This window comes from Acidovorax sp. JHL-9, from assembly GCF_000426205.1.
GTDB classification, from domain to species: domain Bacteria; phylum Pseudomonadota; class Gammaproteobacteria; order Burkholderiales; family Burkholderiaceae_C; genus Acidovorax; species Acidovorax soli.
In genome coordinates this window covers 41,158-55,962 of sequence record NZ_AUEX01000001.1, presented here as the reverse complement: position 1 = coordinate 55,962, position 14,805 = coordinate 41,158, and the positions used below count along the sequence as shown (strand labels likewise).

Here is a 14,805-nt window from a genome sequence, read left to right as displayed (position 1 = left end):
CCATGCCGCCTAGCGGCTGCGCGGGCCCGCTGCCGGGTATTCAGGTCCAGTGGTAGTGGCCCGCGGCATGCAACGCCCAGCGGCCGTCGCCCGCCAGTTCCAGTACCTGGTGGTGGTATTCCAGCACGCTCCGGTGGTGGCTCACACTCACTGGCGTGATCGACAGGCCCGCCAGCTGTCCGTACAGCAGCGCCTCATTGGCAGAGTCGAGCGCACTGGTGGCTTCGTCCAGCAGCAGGTAGCGGGGCTTGGCCAGCAGCGCACGGGCAAAGGCCAGGCGCTGCTGCTCGCCGACCGACAGCACCTTGGCCCAATCGAGGTGGGCGCTGAGCCCGCCGAAGCGCTCGGCCAGTGTGGGCAGGTTCACCCGCTCCAGCCATTGCTGCAGCTCCGCGTCCGTGATTTCGCGTTCCGTCTGGGGGTAGAGCAGCTGGCAGCGCAGGTCGCCCAGGGGCAGGTAGGGGTTCTGGGGCAGAAAAAGCATGTCGGGGTCGGCGGGGCGCACCACTTCGCCAGACCCGGTGGCCCACAGCCCGGCCACCACGCGCAACAGCGAGCTTTTGCCTGCGCCGCTGGGCCCCACGATCAGCAGGCCCCGGCCAGGGTGCACGCGGAGCGTGAGGTCGCGCAGCAGCAGGTGTTCGCGGTTGGGGGTGAGCACCGTCAGCTGCGTGACCCCCAGTTCGAAGCCGGGCACGGTATGGATATGGACCGCTGGTTCGAGGCTGGGCTCGCTGGTGCCCTGCGGTGCGGGGGGCAATGCCTGGCCTTCGAGGGTGGTGGCAAATGCATGCAGCCGGTCCACGCCGGCCGAGAAGCGGCTCAGGCTTTCGAAATGCTCGACGATCACTGTCAGCGCGCTCAGGATGGCCGCAAAGGCGCCCGCGGCCTGAATGGCCCGCCCCACCTCCAGGTCGCCCGAGAGCACCTGGTTGGCAATGATCACGCTGGGCAGCACGATGGTCAGGAAGCTGTGGGTGTACTGGAACAGGTTGAGCTTGAACTGCCAGCGCAGCACCTGCTGGTAGTTGGCATACAGGGCGTCAAAAATGCGCCGCAGGGTGGACATTTCACGCTGCTCGCCACCGTGAAAGGCGATGGGCTCGGCATGCTCGCGCACCCGCACCAGGCTGAAGCGGAAATCGGCCTCGCGCTGCAGCTGGCGGTAGTTCAGCCCGATCAGGCGTTGGCCAAAGACCTTGGCGGTGAACACGGTGCTGAAGATGGCGTAACCGATCAGAAAATAGACCAGCCCCTGCGAAATGGCCCACAGCACACTGGCAAACGCAATCAGCTGGATCACCGCGCCCAGCGCGATCATCGAAAAATACAGCGACTGCTGTGTGAACGCGTTGATGTCTTCCGCGATGCGCTGGTCGGGGTTGTCGATGCCCACAATGGCATTCAGCCGGTAATAGGACCGCTGGTCGAAATAGCGCGCCAGAAAATGCTGCGTGAGCCAGCGCCGCCAGCGCAGGCCCAGGGTGTCGCGCACGTAGTAATACAGCGCGTAAATCGGCACGGCCGCCACCAGGATGAGTGTGTAGCGCCGGATGGAAGCCCAGAAGCGGTCCGCATCGTGCGCCGCCAGTGCGGACGTGAATTCGCCGGTTTCGTGGTTGAACCACACGTTGAAGGCGGTCTGCCCCAGCAGCAGCAACACCAGCAGCGCCAGCAGACCGCGCGAGCGCCAGCGCTCCTCGGATTGCCAGTAGGGCCGTGCAATCTGCACGAAACGGCGCCACAGGCGGGCGTTGAAGCCTGATGGATTTTCGTGGGACATGGGTTGTTCGGTGTGGTGCAGGGCTTGCCCTGAGGATTGTCGCCGCAGCCCAGCCTGCCGTGCGCAGGCCGGAGACCTTGCGGACAGTCGCAAGAATCAAGAAGAGAAACAAGATTGCTATTAAAAGTATAGCTTATGGCGCTTTGTAGTAAGGCGCCATGGCCACTTTTTACCAAAATTCGCGCGGACCTTGTCTTTTGACGGCCCCGAGCTTGCGGTACACCGTGGCGCGGCTGATGCCCAGTGCGCGGGCGGCTTCGGCCACGTTGCCGCGCGCATCCTGCACAGCCTGGCGAATGAGGGCGGCTTCGGCCGCGCGCAGCGGCGCCAGGCTGCTGGCGCCGGCCACCACCGGGACGGTGTGCGCCAGGCGGGATGGCGTGCGGGCCGGACGGGATCGCAGGGCCAGGCCCTGCAGGCGCAGGCCCGACCACAGGGGCAGGTCCAGCGGCACGGCCGGTTGGCGTTGCCCCGCATCGAACAGCAGGGGCCACGGCAGGGCCAGCAGATCGCCGCAATGCACTGGCGTGTCGGGCTCGCGCAGCGGCTGCGGCAGCAGCTGGCGTGCCATGGTGTTGGTGCCCACCACGGCGCCGTCGGCGTCCAGCGCCATCAGGCCGTCGCCGTCGCCACCCAGCGTGCTGCCCGGCCAGTTGATGCGCAGCAGCAGCGCGTGCGGCAGTTGCAGCAGCAGGGCGTCTTCGATGGCGCGGGCCGAGCGGGCGACCAGGTGGCGCAGTTCGGGCCGCTCGGGCACCTCCACGCCGGTCAGGTCGAGCATGCCCACGCACTGGCCCTGGGGCCCGAACAGGGGGGCGCCGGCGCAGCTGTAGCCGCTGTTGGCGTCAAAGAAATGTTCGCCCCGGTGCAGCCACACCGGCTGCAGCTCGGCCAGTGCAGCGCCGATGGCGGTGGTGCCCACGGCGGCCTCGGACAGATCGATGCCCACGCGGCCGATGGCGTGGGCGCGGGGGTCATGGCGGTCCACCGCGCCCTGCACCTCGATCACCATGCCGCGCGCGTCGGTCAGCAGGGCGAAATAGTGCATGCCTGCAATGGCGCGGGTGAGTTGCGCCAGCACGGGCCGGGCTGCTTGCAGCAGCGCGGCGTGCAGCTCGGCGGTGCGCTGGACGGCGCGGGCACTGACGACGTTGAACACCAGCGCCTGCGCGGGCCGGTGCCCGCTGGCCAGGCAGCGCTGCCACGAGCGCACGATCCAGGGCTCGATGGCCAGCGCGGCGGGCAAGGGCCCCTGGCTGAGCATGGCGCTGCGCGCCTGGGAAATCAGGTGCTGGCGCTCGGCGGGCATGGGCGGGGCAACGGCAAGCATGGAACCTCCGGTAGAGGGGGTGGCGCTGGGTGCGCGGCAGATGTGGCGCGGCCCTTTGGATGCAGTCCGCATGTGCACTGCAACATGTTTCATTTTGAGAATATCCCGTGCAGCCCTCCAGGAACCGAGGGTTCTCCCTAGGGATCGCGAAGTGCGCGCAGCCCAAGATGCGGTTTGCAGTTCCAGCCAACACCGATTCAGGAGACAGCCAGATGCAAGTCCAGTTCACGGTCAACGGGCGTGCCGCCCGTGTTGACGTTCCTCCCAACACCCTGCTGGTCCACGCGCTGCGCGAGCACCTGCTGCTCACCGGCACCCATGTGGGCTGCGATACCAGCCAGTGCGGCGCCTGCACCGTGATCGCCAACGGCCGTGCCGTCAAATCCTGCGCCATGCTGGCCGTGCAGGCGCAGGGCGCCGAGGTGCAGACCATCGAAGGCCTGGCTGCACCCGACGGCACCATGCACCCCATGCAGGCGGCGTTCAAGGAGTGCCACGGCCTGCAGTGCGGCTTCTGCACCCCCGGCATGGTGATGAGCGCGGTGGACCTGTGCCAGCACCACCCCCACGCGAGCGAGGGCGAGATCCGCGAGCTGCTCGAAGGCAACATCTGCCGCTGCACGGGCTACCAGAACATCGTGCGCGCGGTGCAGGTCGGCCAGAAGGCCATGGCGTCGGCATAAACACAGGGGAGAACAACCATGGGTGCATCCGACTTTTCCAAGCTGCCGCACATCGGTGAGCCGCTCAAGCGCAAGGAAGACTACCGCTTCCTCACCGGTGCGGGCCAGTACACCGACGACGTGGTGCTGGCCGCGCAAAGCCACGCGGTGTTCGTGCGCTCGCCGCACGCGCACGCCAAAATCAACCGCATCAACGCCAGCGCCGCCCAGGCCGCGCCGGGCGTGCTGGGCGTGTTCACCGGCGCCGACGTGGCCGCCGACAGCATCAACGGCCTGCCCTGCGGCTGGCTCATCACCAGCACCAACGGCGAGCCCATGAAGGAGCCGCCGCACCCCATCCTGGCGCAGGGCAAGGTGCGCTACGTGGGCGACCATGTGGCCATGGTGGTGGCGCAAACCCAGCAGCAGGCGCGCGACGCCGCCGAGCTGGTGGAGGTGGATTACGACGTGCTGCCCGCCGTGGTCAACGTGGCCGATGCCGCCGCCGGCAAGGTGGCCGGGGCGGTGGTGCACGACATGGCTCCCGACAACCATTGCTTCCAATGGGCGATTGGCGACAAGGGCGCGGTGGACGCCGTGTTCGCCGGCGCCGCGCATGTGACGAAGCTCGACCTGGTCAACAACCGCCTGATCCCCAACGCCATGGAGCCGCGCTCCGCCATTGGCAGCTACAGCCGCGCGAACGACGAATACACGCTCTATGTGAGCAACCAGAACCCGCATGTCGAGCGCCTCTTGATGACGGCCTTTGTGATGGGCCTGCCCGAGCACAAGGTGCGCGTGATCGCCCCGGATGTGGGTGGCGGCTTCGGCTCCAAGATCTTCCTGTATGCCGAAGACGTGTGCCTGACCTGGGCCGCCAAGAAGCTCAACCGCAACATCAAGTGGGTGGCCGACCGCAGCGAGTCCTTCCTCTCGGATGCGCATGGCCGCGACCATGTCAGCCACGCCGAAATGGCCATGGATGCCAACGGCAAGTTCCTGGCCCTGCGCGTGCACACCGACGCCAACCTGGGCGCCTACCTCTCCACCTTTGCCAGCGCGGTGCCCACCATCCTGTATGCCACGCTGCTGGCCGGGCAATACAGCACACCGCAGGTCCATGTGGAAGTGGATGCCTGGTTCACCAACACGGCCCCGGTGGATGCCTACCGCGGTGCGGGCCGGCCCGAGGCCACCTACCTGCTGGAGCGCCTGGTTTCGCGCTGCGCCTGGGATATGGGGCTTGCGCAAGACGAGATCCGCAAGCGCAACTTCATCACCAGCTTTCCCTACCAGACGCCGGTGGCGCTGCAGTACGACATTGGCGACTACCACGCGTGCATGGCACAGGCCGAGCAGCTGGCCGACGTGGCAGGCTTTGCCGCACGCCGGGTGGCCAGCGAGGCCAAGGGCTTCAAGCGTGGCATCGGCTACAGCAGCTACATCGAGGCCTGCGGCATTGCGCCGTCGAACATCGCGGGCGCTCTGGGCGCGCGGGCCGGGCTGTTCGAATGCGGCGAGGTGCGCGTGCACCCCACGGGCAGCGTGACGGTGTTCACCGGCTCGCACAGCCACGGCCAGGGGCACGAGACCACCTTTGCGCAGGTGGTGGCCGCGCGCCTGGGCATCCCGGTGGAAAACGTGGACATCGTGCACGGCGATACGGGCCGCGTGCCGTTTGGCATGGGCACCTACGGCTCGCGCTCCATCAGCGTGGGCGGTGCGGCCATCATGAAGGCGCTGGACAAGATCGAGGCCAAGGCCAAGAAGATCGCCGCGCACCTCATGGAAGCCAGCGATGCCGACATCGACTTCAGCGGCGGCGAGTTCACCGTGCGCGGCACCGACAAGAAGATCCCCTTCGGCCAGGTGGCGCTCACGGCCTACGTGCCGCACAACTACCCGCTCGACAAGCTCGAACCGGGTTTGAACGAAACCGCGTTCTACGACCCGACCAACTTCACCTTTCCTGCGGGCACCTACATCTGCGAGGTGGAAGTGGACCCGGCCACGGGCTTGACCCGCGTGGACCGGTTCACTGCGGTGGACGACTTCGGCACCATCATCAACCCCATGATCGTCGAGGGCCAGGTGCACGGTGGCCTGGTGCAGGGCATTGGCCAGGCGCTGCTGGAAAACTGCGTGTACGACCATGAAACGGGCCAGCTGCTCACCGGCAGCTTCATGGACTACGCCATGCCGCGCGCCGACGACTTCCCCACCTTCCAGCTCGGCCATGTGTGCACGCCCTGCACGCACAACCCGCTGGGCACCAAGGGCTGCGGCGAGGCCGGGGCCATCGGCTCGCCGCCTGCCGTGATCAACGCCGTGCTCGACGCCTTGCGCCCGCTGGGTGTGCGCGACTTTGACATGCCCGCATCGCCGCACCGTGTGTGGGAAGCCATCCAAAGCGCCAAAACATGAAGCACCCCCTGAGTCGCTTCGCGCCTTCCCCCTCCAGGGGGACGCCGCCAGCGCGGCGGGGCGGCCCTTGCGCGGCGGCCGCTGGCCTTTGCCGCGCGTTTTTCACCGGTTGCGAGCCTTTGCTGTCGCAGCATGAAAACTGACAGGAGTTCCCTATGTACGCATTCACCTTTGAAGCGCCCACCTCCACCGCTGCTGCTGCGCAACTGATCGCCCAGGGCGGCAAGCTGCTGGCCGGCGGGCAAAGCCTGCTGCCCTCCATGCGCCTGCGCCTGGCCAACCCCGAGAAGATCGTCGATCTGAACCAGATTACCGAACTGGCGGGCATCCGCCGCGAGGGCAATGCGCTGGTCATCGGCGCCATGACGCGCCACGCCGACGTGGCCAGCAATGCCGATGTAAAAGCCGCCATTCCTGCACTGGCCGACCTGGCTGCCCACATCGGCGACCGCCAGGTGCGGGCGCGCGGCACGCTCGGCGGATCGGTGGCCAACAACGATCCCGCCGCCTGTTACCCCAGCGCCGTGCTGGGCCTGGGTGCCACGGTGGTCACCCACCGGCGCGAGATCGCGGCCGACGATTTCTTTGGGGGCATGTTCACCACGGCGCTGGATGAGGGCGAGCTCATCACGGCCATCCGCTTTCCCATCCCCAAGCGCGCGGCCTATCTCAAGTTCAAGCAGGCGGCTTCGCGGTTTTCGCTGGTGGGCGTGTTCGTGGCGCAGACCGACAGCGGTGTGCGCGTGGCCGTCACGGGCGCGGCCAGCTGCGTGTTTCGCCATGCGGGGCTGGAGGCGGCGCTGAACCAGAGCTTCACGCCCGCATCGGCAGCGGCAGTGACGATCGATGCGAGCGAACTCAACGCGGACATCCACGCCAGCGCTGCCTACCGCGCCAACCTGATCAGCGTGCAAACCCAGCGGGCCGTGGAAAAATTGATGGCAACCCCCTGAGTCGCTTTGCGCCTTCCCCCTTCTCTCGAATTGCAGCGCAATTCGGGAGGGGGGACACCGCCAGCGCGGCGGGGCGGCCCTTGCGCGGCGGTCGCTGGCGCAGGCTGTGCCAATATCGATAGCCTGTGCTTTTTCTTCGCGGTAAGTTGGATCAAATTGACCTCTGGTGCTTATGAAATAAGCACTAAAAGCTATTAATGAAGTAGCAATGAATTCGTCTATCGCCGCACCAGTCCCGGTTTCCATCGACGCCCTGGTGCATGCCTTGCAGGGCGTGGGCTACTTTGCCGACCGGCGCCTGGCCACGGCGGTGTTCCTGGCGCTCAGGCTGCAGCGGCCCTTGTTGCTGGAGGGCGAGCCCGGCGTGGGCAAGACGGCGCTGGCGCAGGCGCTCTCCAAGGTGCTGGCGCGCAGCCTGATCCGCCTGCAGTGCTACGACGGCCTGGAGCAGCGCGAGGCGCTGTACGAGTGGAACTACGCCGCCCAGTTGCTGCACATGCGCGCGGCTGAACTGTCGCCCCCCACGCTCGGCACTGGCGTGTCCTCGCTGCCCCCCGAGGGGGCGCTCGCCGCCTTGGGGCGGCCCGGCGGCGGCTCGGCAGTCACCACAGCTGGCGCCTTGCGCGATATCGAGGCAGAGGTGTACCAGGACCGCTACCTTATCCGCCGCCCCCTGCTGCAGGCGCTGCAGGCCCCAGCGCCCGGCGCCGTGCTGCTCATTGACGAGGTGGACCGCGCCGACGAGCCCTTCGAGGCCTTCTTGCTCGAATACCTGGGCGAGTACCAGGTCAGCATCCCCGAGATCGGCACCGTGCGCGCCACGGCCACGCCGGTCACCATTCTCACCAGCAACCGCACGCGCGACCTGCACGACGCCGTCAAGCGCCGCTGCCTTTACCACTGGCTCGACTACCCCGAGCGCGAGCGCGAGCTGGCCATCGTGCGTGCCCAGGTGCCGGGCGCCAGCGAAGCGCTGGCCACCCAGGTGGCCGAGTTTGTGGGCCGCCTGCGCAGCCAGCCCTTTGCCAACGCTTTTCAGCGCGCCCCCGGCATAGCCGAGAGCGTGGAATGGGCCAAGGCGCTGGTGGCGCTGGACACCATCGTGGTAGACCCGGAGGTGGTGTCGGACACCGCCGGCATCTTGTTCAAGCAGCGCGAGGACGTGGCGGCGCTCACGCGCGACATGGCGGTGCTGTTGCTGCAGCCCGCCGATGCATGAAGGCCTGGCCATGGCGCAGGGCGCAACGATCTCCCCGATATCGCAGCTGGGCGATGCCCGTACCGGCAAGCTGGCCGACAACCTGAGCGGCTTTGGCCGCACCCTGCGCCGCGCCGGTGTGCGCGTGGACGCCGCGCGCATGGCCCTGGCCCAGCAGGCGGTGATGCTGGTGGGCCTGCGGCGCGAGGATTTCAGCGCCGCGCTGGAGGCCGTGCTGGTCAGCCGCGAGCAGGATCGCATGGTGTTCCGCGAGCTGTTCGACGCCTACTTCAAGAACCCCGACGTGGCGCAAAAGCTGCTCGCGCAGATGCTGCCCAGTGCCGAATCCAGGGCCGAGCCCGCCAGGCGCCGCCCCCGCGTCAGCGAAGCCCTGGCACCCGTGCATGCCGCCCGCAACGCACCACCGCCGCGCGAGGACGACAAGGTGGATTTCGACGCCGCCATGACGTCCAGCGACCTGCAACGCCTGCGCCAGGCCGACTTCAACCAGCTCTCGGCCAGCGAGTACCTGCTGGTGGAGCGCCTGGCGCGCGACATCCCCCTGCCTTTGCCGCGCTACGCCGCCCGCCGCACCCGCCCGGGCCTGCGCGGCAGCCGCCCGCACTGGCCGGGCGCCATGCACCTGGCCGCCCGCAGCGGTGGCGAGGTGCTGCGTGTGCCCTGGCTGCAGCGGCGCCAGCAAGCCCTGCCGCTGCTGGTGCTGGTGGATGTGTCCGGTTCCATGGAGCGCTATGCGCGCCTGCTGCTGGCCTTCTTGCACGCTGCCACCGCGCCGCGCCACACGGGTGCCGTCGTGCGCCGCGATGTGTTTGCCTTTGGCACGGGCCTGACCGACCTCACGCCCGCCTTTCGCCTGGCCGACACCGATGCCATGCTGCAGGCGGCCAGCCATGCCATCCACGACTTTGCCGGTGGCACCCGCATGGGCGAGAGCCTGGCCCAGCTGCGCGCGCAGCATGCCCGGCGGCTGGTGGGGCGGCGCACGCTGGTGCTGCTCATCAGCGACGGGCTGGATACGGGCACGCCCGAGGTGCTGGCGCAGGAGCTGGGCTGGCTGCGCCGCCACGCAGGCCGGCTGCTATGGCTCAACCCGCTGCTGCGCTTTGAGGGCTACGCACCCACGGCGCGGGGTGCGGCCGAGCTGCACCGCCAGGCCCATGGCATGGTGGCCGTGCACAACCTCAGCCGCTTGCAGGGCCTGGCGGCCAGCCTGGCCACCTTGCTCCGGCAATGACCGATTTCAGAGAAACGAAAAACACGAGAGGAACCCGCCATGGAAATGCAAGCCACCCGCACCCTTGCCGTCAGCCAGCAACAGGCCTGGGATGCGCTCAACGACCCCGAGGTGCTCAAGCGGTGCATCCCCGGCTGTGACAAGGTCGAGCCCACGGGGGAGCACCGGTACGCCGTGGCCATGGCCGTCAAGATCGGCCCCGTGTCGGCCAGATTCACGGGCAAGATCACGCTGGCCGACATCGTGCCGCCCGAGAGCTACACCATCGCCTTTGATGGTTCGGGCGGCGTGGCCGGCTTTGGCAAGGGCCATGCGCGGGTCTTGCTGGTGCCATTGCCAGCCGATGGCGCAGGACAGGAGAATTGCGAGCTGAACTACACCGTGCAAGCCAGCGTGGGCGGCAAGATTGCCCAGCTGGGCCAGCGCCTGATCGACGGCGCCGCCAAGGGCATGGCCGAAGACTTCTTCCAGCGTTTTGACGACGAGATGCAGCGGCGCTACCCGCGTGACGATGCGGCGGAAACGGTGCCGTCGGAATACGACCAATTGCGCGATGCAAGGGCGGGTGATGGCCATCCCCCCGCGGGCATCCCGGTTTGGGTGTGGGTGGCTGGCGCGGTGGTGCTGGTGCTGTTAGCGTGGTGGCTGACTTGACTTCCAGGCTGGCCTGGGGTGTACCCGTTTGCAGGGCCTTGAATTGAGTGCAGTGTTTCACGCCGCTAGCAATCTTGATGGATGGGTGAACCATGGAAAACCTGGATGTGATGGTGCTGCGCACGCTGCAGGACTGGCGGGCGGCGGGGCGGCGTGCGCTCCTGGCTACGGTGGTGCGCACCTGGGGCTCGTCGCCCCGGCCGGTGGGTTCCATCATGGCGCTGTGCGAAGACGGCGCGGTGGTGGGCTCGGTGTCGGGCGGCTGCATCGAGGACGACCTGATGGACCGGCACACGCGGGCCTATGCGCAGGCTGCGCCGTCCGCCGATGCGCCCCCCGATGCGGACCACCGCATTCCCAGCGGCCCGCCGTCCTTCGTCAAATATGGCGTTTCTGCCGACGAGGCGCACCGCTTCGGCCTGCCCTGCGGCGGCACGCTGGAGTTGCTGCTGGAGTACGACCCCGATCCGGCCAGCCTGGCCGAGCTGGTCGCGGCGCTCGGAGCGGGCCGGCTGATGCGGCGCAGCGTGCGCCTGGCCGATGGCGGCGTCACCCTGTCGTTGGCCGATGCCCCCGGCGACCTGGTGGTGGATGCGGTGCAGCTCACCAACACCTTCGGGCCCGAATACCGCATGCTGCTGATCGGCGCGGGCCAGCTGGCCGAGTACCTGGCGACCATGGCCCTGTTCAACGGCTTTGCGGTGACGGTGTGTGATCCGCGCGAGGAATACCGGGGCAGCTGGGGTGTGCCCGGCGCCACCGTGCTGAGCGACATGCCCGACGATGTGGTGCTGGCCTTCAAGCCCGATCGCCGCAGCTGCGTGGTGGCACTCACGCATGATCCCAAGCTCGACGACCTGGCGCTGCTGGAGGCATTGAACACCGATGCGTTCTATGTGGGCGGCATCGGCTCGCGCCGCAACAACGAGGCGCGCCGGGCCCGCATGATCGAACACTTTGACCAGACGCCGCAGAGCCTTGCGCGCTTGCGTGGCCCCATCGGTATCTACATCGGCAGCAAGACCCCTCCCGAGATCGCCGTGAGCGTGATGGCGGAAATCCTGGCGGTCAAGAACGGCGTGACCCTGCCGCGCGACATGGCGGTAGCCCAGGCCAAGCAGGCCCGCGAGGTGCAGCCCAACGACCCTGGGGCGTTGATCTGCGGTGTGCGCTAGGCATTGCGGGTGTGCCAGGGGCCATGCGCAGAGCTGCACTGCGTGGCGCCCAGAAAAAAGCCCTCCGAAGAGGGCTTGTTTTCGCAGTGGCCCCGTGGGGCCATTGGGCCGATCAGCCGCCCTTCTTGGAGCGCTTGCCGGGGTTCTTCTTGCTGCGCGTAGCCACGCCACGCTCCAGGCTGACGCGCTGACCACGGCCAGACGTGGGCAGGCTCACGCCGGGCATGGGCTTGGGTTGGGGGGTGTGCTTGCGGTCTGCTTCGGTGACGATCTTGTTGCCCATGGTAGGTCTCTGAGGGAGTGGAAAAAGGGGGATATTAGGCCACAGCCGAAATCGGGGCTCTTCGGCGGACCTGCGTTGGACCACCACAGGAGCAGGGCGATGCCGGAACGGCTGGGCTGCGCTTCAGGCCGCAGGCTGGAAGGCATAGCCATTGCCCGAGGCCGCCATGCGCCCCAACGCCGGGAACGGGAAATGGAAGCCGCCCAGCATGGCATTGCGGGCCGTGATGTGCTGGAACATCTCGCGGCGCACCTTGCGGGCGGCTTCGGCATCCATGTCAAAGGCCACGGCCCAGTCGGGATTGCGGGCGAACAGGGCCGGCACATTGGTCAGGTCCGCCACATAAAAGAAACTCTGGCCGGCCGAGTTCAGTTCGAACAAGGTGTGTCCGGGCGTGTGGCCATAGGCCGCCACCGATTGGATGCCGGGTGCCACTTCGGCCCCCGCAGCAAACTGCACCAGCGTGTCGGCGGGCATGGTGGCAAAGGTGCGGCGCACGTTCTCGAACGCGCCCTTCATGCCTGCGGGAGCTGCGGCCATGCGGGCATCGTCCATCCAGAAGGCGTGCTCGGCGGCGGGCACCAGCACCTTGGCCTTGGGAAAGGTCCATTCACCCGCCTTGTTGCGCAGGCCGTTGATGTGGTCGCCATGGAAATGGCTGATCAGCACCGTGTCAATGTCGGCCGCCTGCAGGCCTGCTGCCCGCAGGTTTGCCAGCAGCTTGCCCGTGGTGGGGCCGCCAAACTCGCCCAGGCCGGTATCGATAAGGATCTTGCGTGCACCCGCCACCACGAGGAAGGGTGTGTAGGGCACGTCGATGTAGTCCGTAGGCAGGCCCTGGGATGCCAGCAGGGAGCGCACTCCGGCCAGGGGCGCGTTCTTGACAAACTCTTCCCTCAGCGGGCGGCGCGTGACACCGTCGTTCAGCGCAATCACCTCCACATCGCCCACCTTCATGCGGCGAAAGCCGGGGCCGGGCAGGGTGGGCGTGCCGAAATCAGGCGCGTTCTGGGCCCAGACAGGGACAAAAGAGCCCGCTGCGTAAACGGTGGTGGCCAGGCTTGCGCCCAGGAAGTGGCGGCGTGACAGCATGAAACTCTCCAGTATTGGGTTGAACCAGTGAGTCGAAAATGTAGCGCCACCGGCACGATCAAAGGTGTTCCGTGCGCGAACCTGTTGGCAATCTGGGGTCTTTGGTCGATAACCGGTGTTAACCCTGTGTTTTCTGGTGCTTCGTCCGCTGGCTAATCGATTTCGAAGGCTGCGCGCAAGGCCGTACAGAAGTCGGCATGTCCGCTGATCGTCAGGGTGATGGTGGTCCGCGGTGGCACCGGGTTGCCCGCCACCGTGCGCAGTTGGCTGGAGGCCACATCAAACTCCAGCACCAGCGGCGTGCTGACCTCCTGTGCACCTTGCAGGTCGTATTGCCATGCACCCCCGTCTTCCGCGGGGCCGCAGGCATCGGGCCAGTGCCGGTGCGCCCAGGCCAGCACGGCGCTGATTTCGGCCTGCAAAGCGGACACTTGCGTGGGTAGAACGCTGGCCATGGCATCGAAGCTGCCGGTGCCTTCGGCGTCTTCACTGAAATCGAAATCGAGGTAGCGCAGGGGCATGGCGATGAAAGGGCAGGGAACGTTGCCGGATTGTCGTGCACCGCGGCAAGATGCCCGGCGTGGCCACTTTCCGATGGAGCGCTGGTACCCTCCCGGGATGTCCTCGCCCATTGCCATGACCCACTCACCGCTTGTCTTGCAGATCCAGGGCCTGTCTTTTGGCTACCCACACCGCGCCTTGCTGGACCATTTTCACGCCACCCTGTCTGCAGGGCTCACGCTGGTGCGCGGGGACGAAAGCTGCGGCAAGACCACGCTGCTGCGGCTGCTGGCCGGCGAGCTTGCGCCGCAGGCGGGCCGGCTGGTGCTGGCGGGGCTGGACCGGCAGACCGCCCCTGACGCCTGTCGAGCGCAGGTGTTCTGGGCCGATCCGCGCTCGGATGCGCTCAATGAACTGACGGCGCGCGGGTGGTATGCCCGTTTGCTGCAGCAGCATGCGGCCTGGGATGCTGCCACGCTGGAGGCGCATATCGCCGGTTTTTTGCTGCACCCCCACCTGGACAAACCGCTGTATGCGCTCTCCGCAGGCAGCCGGCGCAAGGTGCTCATGGCGGGGGCGTTCGCATCGGGCGCGCTGCTCACGCTCATCGATGAGCCCGTCGCCGGTCTGGACAAGCCCTCGGTGGCTTACCTCACGCAGGTGCTGGCCCGGTTGGCTGCACAGACAACCCGCATCGTCGTGGTGGCCCACCACGAAGCGCTGGCGGGTGTGCCGTGGGGGCTGGTGGTGGATCTGCCCGCTGCGTGATGTTCTGGCGCGACAGGGATAGACTTGCGCTTTTTCGTCTTCATCTCCCAGGATCCGCCATGGACGCTCTTCTCTTTGTGCCGGTGGCCGTGGCCATTTCACTGACGCCCGGGCCCAACAATTTCTGCGGGTTGAACAATGGCATTCGTGCGGGCGTGGGCGCGGCTCTGGTCGCCACCCTGGGGCGGGTCGCGGCTTTCGCCATTTTTCTTGCGGTGTCCGCGGTGGGTCTGGGCGCCATGCTGCTGGCCTCCGAGGCCGCCTTCACGGCGGTCAAATGGGTGGGGGCCTGCTATCTTTTCTGGCTGGGCTGGCGGGCCTGGCGCAGCCGCGAGTTCAGCGGGCTGGCCGTGGTCGAGGGCGAGGGGGCGGTAACCAGCGGCGCGCCCGTGAAGTTGCGCGCGCTGATTGCACAGGAGTTCCTGCTGGGCATCACCAACCCCAAGGCCATCATTTTGTTTGCGGCCATCTTTCCGCAGTTCATCGATCCGGCGCAGCCTGCTGCGCGGCAGTTTTTCGTGTTGGGCTCGATCTACCTGGCCAGCGAGTTTGTCGCGACCGCCGTGTATGCGACGGGCGGGCGGCAGATTCGCCGGTTCATTCGCAGCTCGCGCGGGGTGGTGCGCCTGAACAAGGCCACGGGCGGGTTCTTCATGGGGGCGGGCGGCCTGTTGCTGGCCACCAACCGCTAACCTGGCGCGCCAGCGCCTGGTGGCCTGGCCAG

At 67.4% G+C, this 14,805-nt stretch carries 14 protein-coding genes; 9 read left to right on the top strand and 5 right to left on the bottom strand.

Translation table 11 applies throughout. The annotated features are described in order from the left end of the window. Positions 1-40 precede the first annotated feature (40 nt). A complete protein-coding gene (locus K225_RS0100240; RefSeq protein ID WP_026434528.1) occupies positions 41-1,783 on the bottom strand; it encodes an ABC transporter ATP-binding protein/permease in 1,743 nt (580 codons plus the stop codon). A 169-nt stretch (positions 1,784-1,952) separates the two neighbouring features. Further along, positions 1,953-3,113, bottom strand: coding sequence for a helix-turn-helix domain-containing protein (locus tag K225_RS0100235; protein ID WP_026434527.1), 1,161 nt, complete (start codon positions 3,111-3,113; stop codon positions 1,953-1,955). Positions 3,114-3,325: 212 nt separating this feature from the next. On the opposite strand from K225_RS0100235, the gene K225_RS0100230 reads away from it, so the two are divergent. The 7 genes from K225_RS0100230 to K225_RS0100200 all read left to right on the top strand — a co-directional run bounded on the left by K225_RS0100230 (position 3,326) and on the right by K225_RS0100200 (position 11,437). After that, entirely contained in the window at positions 3,326-3,796 is a 471-nt protein-coding gene (locus K225_RS0100230) for a (2Fe-2S)-binding protein (protein WP_026434526.1), read from the top strand. A gap of 18 nt (positions 3,797-3,814) precedes the next feature. Continuing rightward, the gene (locus K225_RS0100225; protein ID WP_026434525.1) at positions 3,815-6,202 is read left to right on the top strand and encodes a xanthine dehydrogenase family protein molybdopterin-binding subunit; all 2,388 of its coding nucleotides are present in this window, start codon (positions 3,815-3,817) and stop codon (positions 6,200-6,202) included. 155 nt (positions 6,203-6,357) lie between these two features. Then, a complete protein-coding gene (locus K225_RS0100220; protein WP_026434524.1) occupies positions 6,358-7,155 on the top strand; it encodes a xanthine dehydrogenase family protein subunit M in 798 nt (265 codons plus the stop codon). Between the two features lie 208 nt (positions 7,156-7,363). Then, positions 7,364-8,374, top strand: coding sequence for a MoxR family ATPase (locus K225_RS0100215; RefSeq protein WP_034711443.1), 1,011 nt, complete (start codon positions 7,364-7,366; stop codon positions 8,372-8,374). Further along, positions 8,367-9,608 carry a VWA domain-containing protein gene (locus tag K225_RS0100210; protein ID WP_369794822.1) on the top strand — a complete coding sequence of 414 codons (1,242 nt, stop codon included), beginning with the start codon at positions 8,367-8,369 and terminating at the stop codon, positions 9,606-9,608. Before K225_RS0100215 ends, K225_RS0100210 begins: the two co-directional genes overlap by 8 nt. A 39-nt stretch (positions 9,609-9,647) precedes the next feature. Continuing rightward, entirely contained in the window at positions 9,648-10,262 is a 615-nt protein-coding gene (locus K225_RS0100205) for a CoxG family protein (RefSeq protein WP_026434521.1), read from the top strand. Positions 10,263-10,354: 92 nt separating this feature from the next. Beyond that, positions 10,355-11,437, top strand: coding sequence for an XdhC family protein (locus tag K225_RS0100200; protein WP_026434520.1), 1,083 nt, complete (start codon positions 10,355-10,357; stop codon positions 11,435-11,437). Positions 11,438-11,549: 112 nt separating this feature from the next. Here K225_RS0100200 and K225_RS22400 read toward each other — a convergent pair whose 3' ends face one another. The 3 genes from K225_RS22400 to K225_RS0100185 form a co-directional block, all read right to left on the bottom strand. Continuing rightward, entirely contained in the window at positions 11,550-11,720 is a 171-nt protein-coding gene (locus K225_RS22400) for a hypothetical protein (protein WP_167544072.1), read from the bottom strand. 123 nt (positions 11,721-11,843) lie between these two features. After that, positions 11,844-12,812 carry an MBL fold metallo-hydrolase gene (locus K225_RS0100190; RefSeq protein WP_026434519.1) on the bottom strand — a complete coding sequence of 323 codons (969 nt, stop codon included), beginning with the start codon at positions 12,810-12,812 and terminating at the stop codon, positions 11,844-11,846. A 152-nt stretch (positions 12,813-12,964) separates the two neighbouring features. Continuing rightward, positions 12,965-13,333, bottom strand: a complete 369-nt coding sequence (locus K225_RS0100185) for a hypothetical protein (protein WP_026434518.1) — start codon at positions 13,331-13,333, stop codon at positions 12,965-12,967. A 115-nt stretch (positions 13,334-13,448) separates the two neighbouring features. On the opposite strand from K225_RS0100185, the gene K225_RS0100180 reads away from it, so the two are divergent. Continuing rightward, positions 13,449-14,081, top strand: a complete 633-nt coding sequence (locus tag K225_RS0100180) for an ATP-binding cassette domain-containing protein (RefSeq protein ID WP_026434517.1) — start codon at positions 13,449-13,451, stop codon at positions 14,079-14,081. A 59-nt stretch (positions 14,082-14,140) separates the two neighbouring features. After that, positions 14,141-14,773, top strand: a complete 633-nt coding sequence (locus K225_RS0100175; protein ID WP_026434516.1) for a LysE family translocator — start codon at positions 14,141-14,143, stop codon at positions 14,771-14,773. Positions 14,774-14,805: the final 32 nt, after the last annotated feature.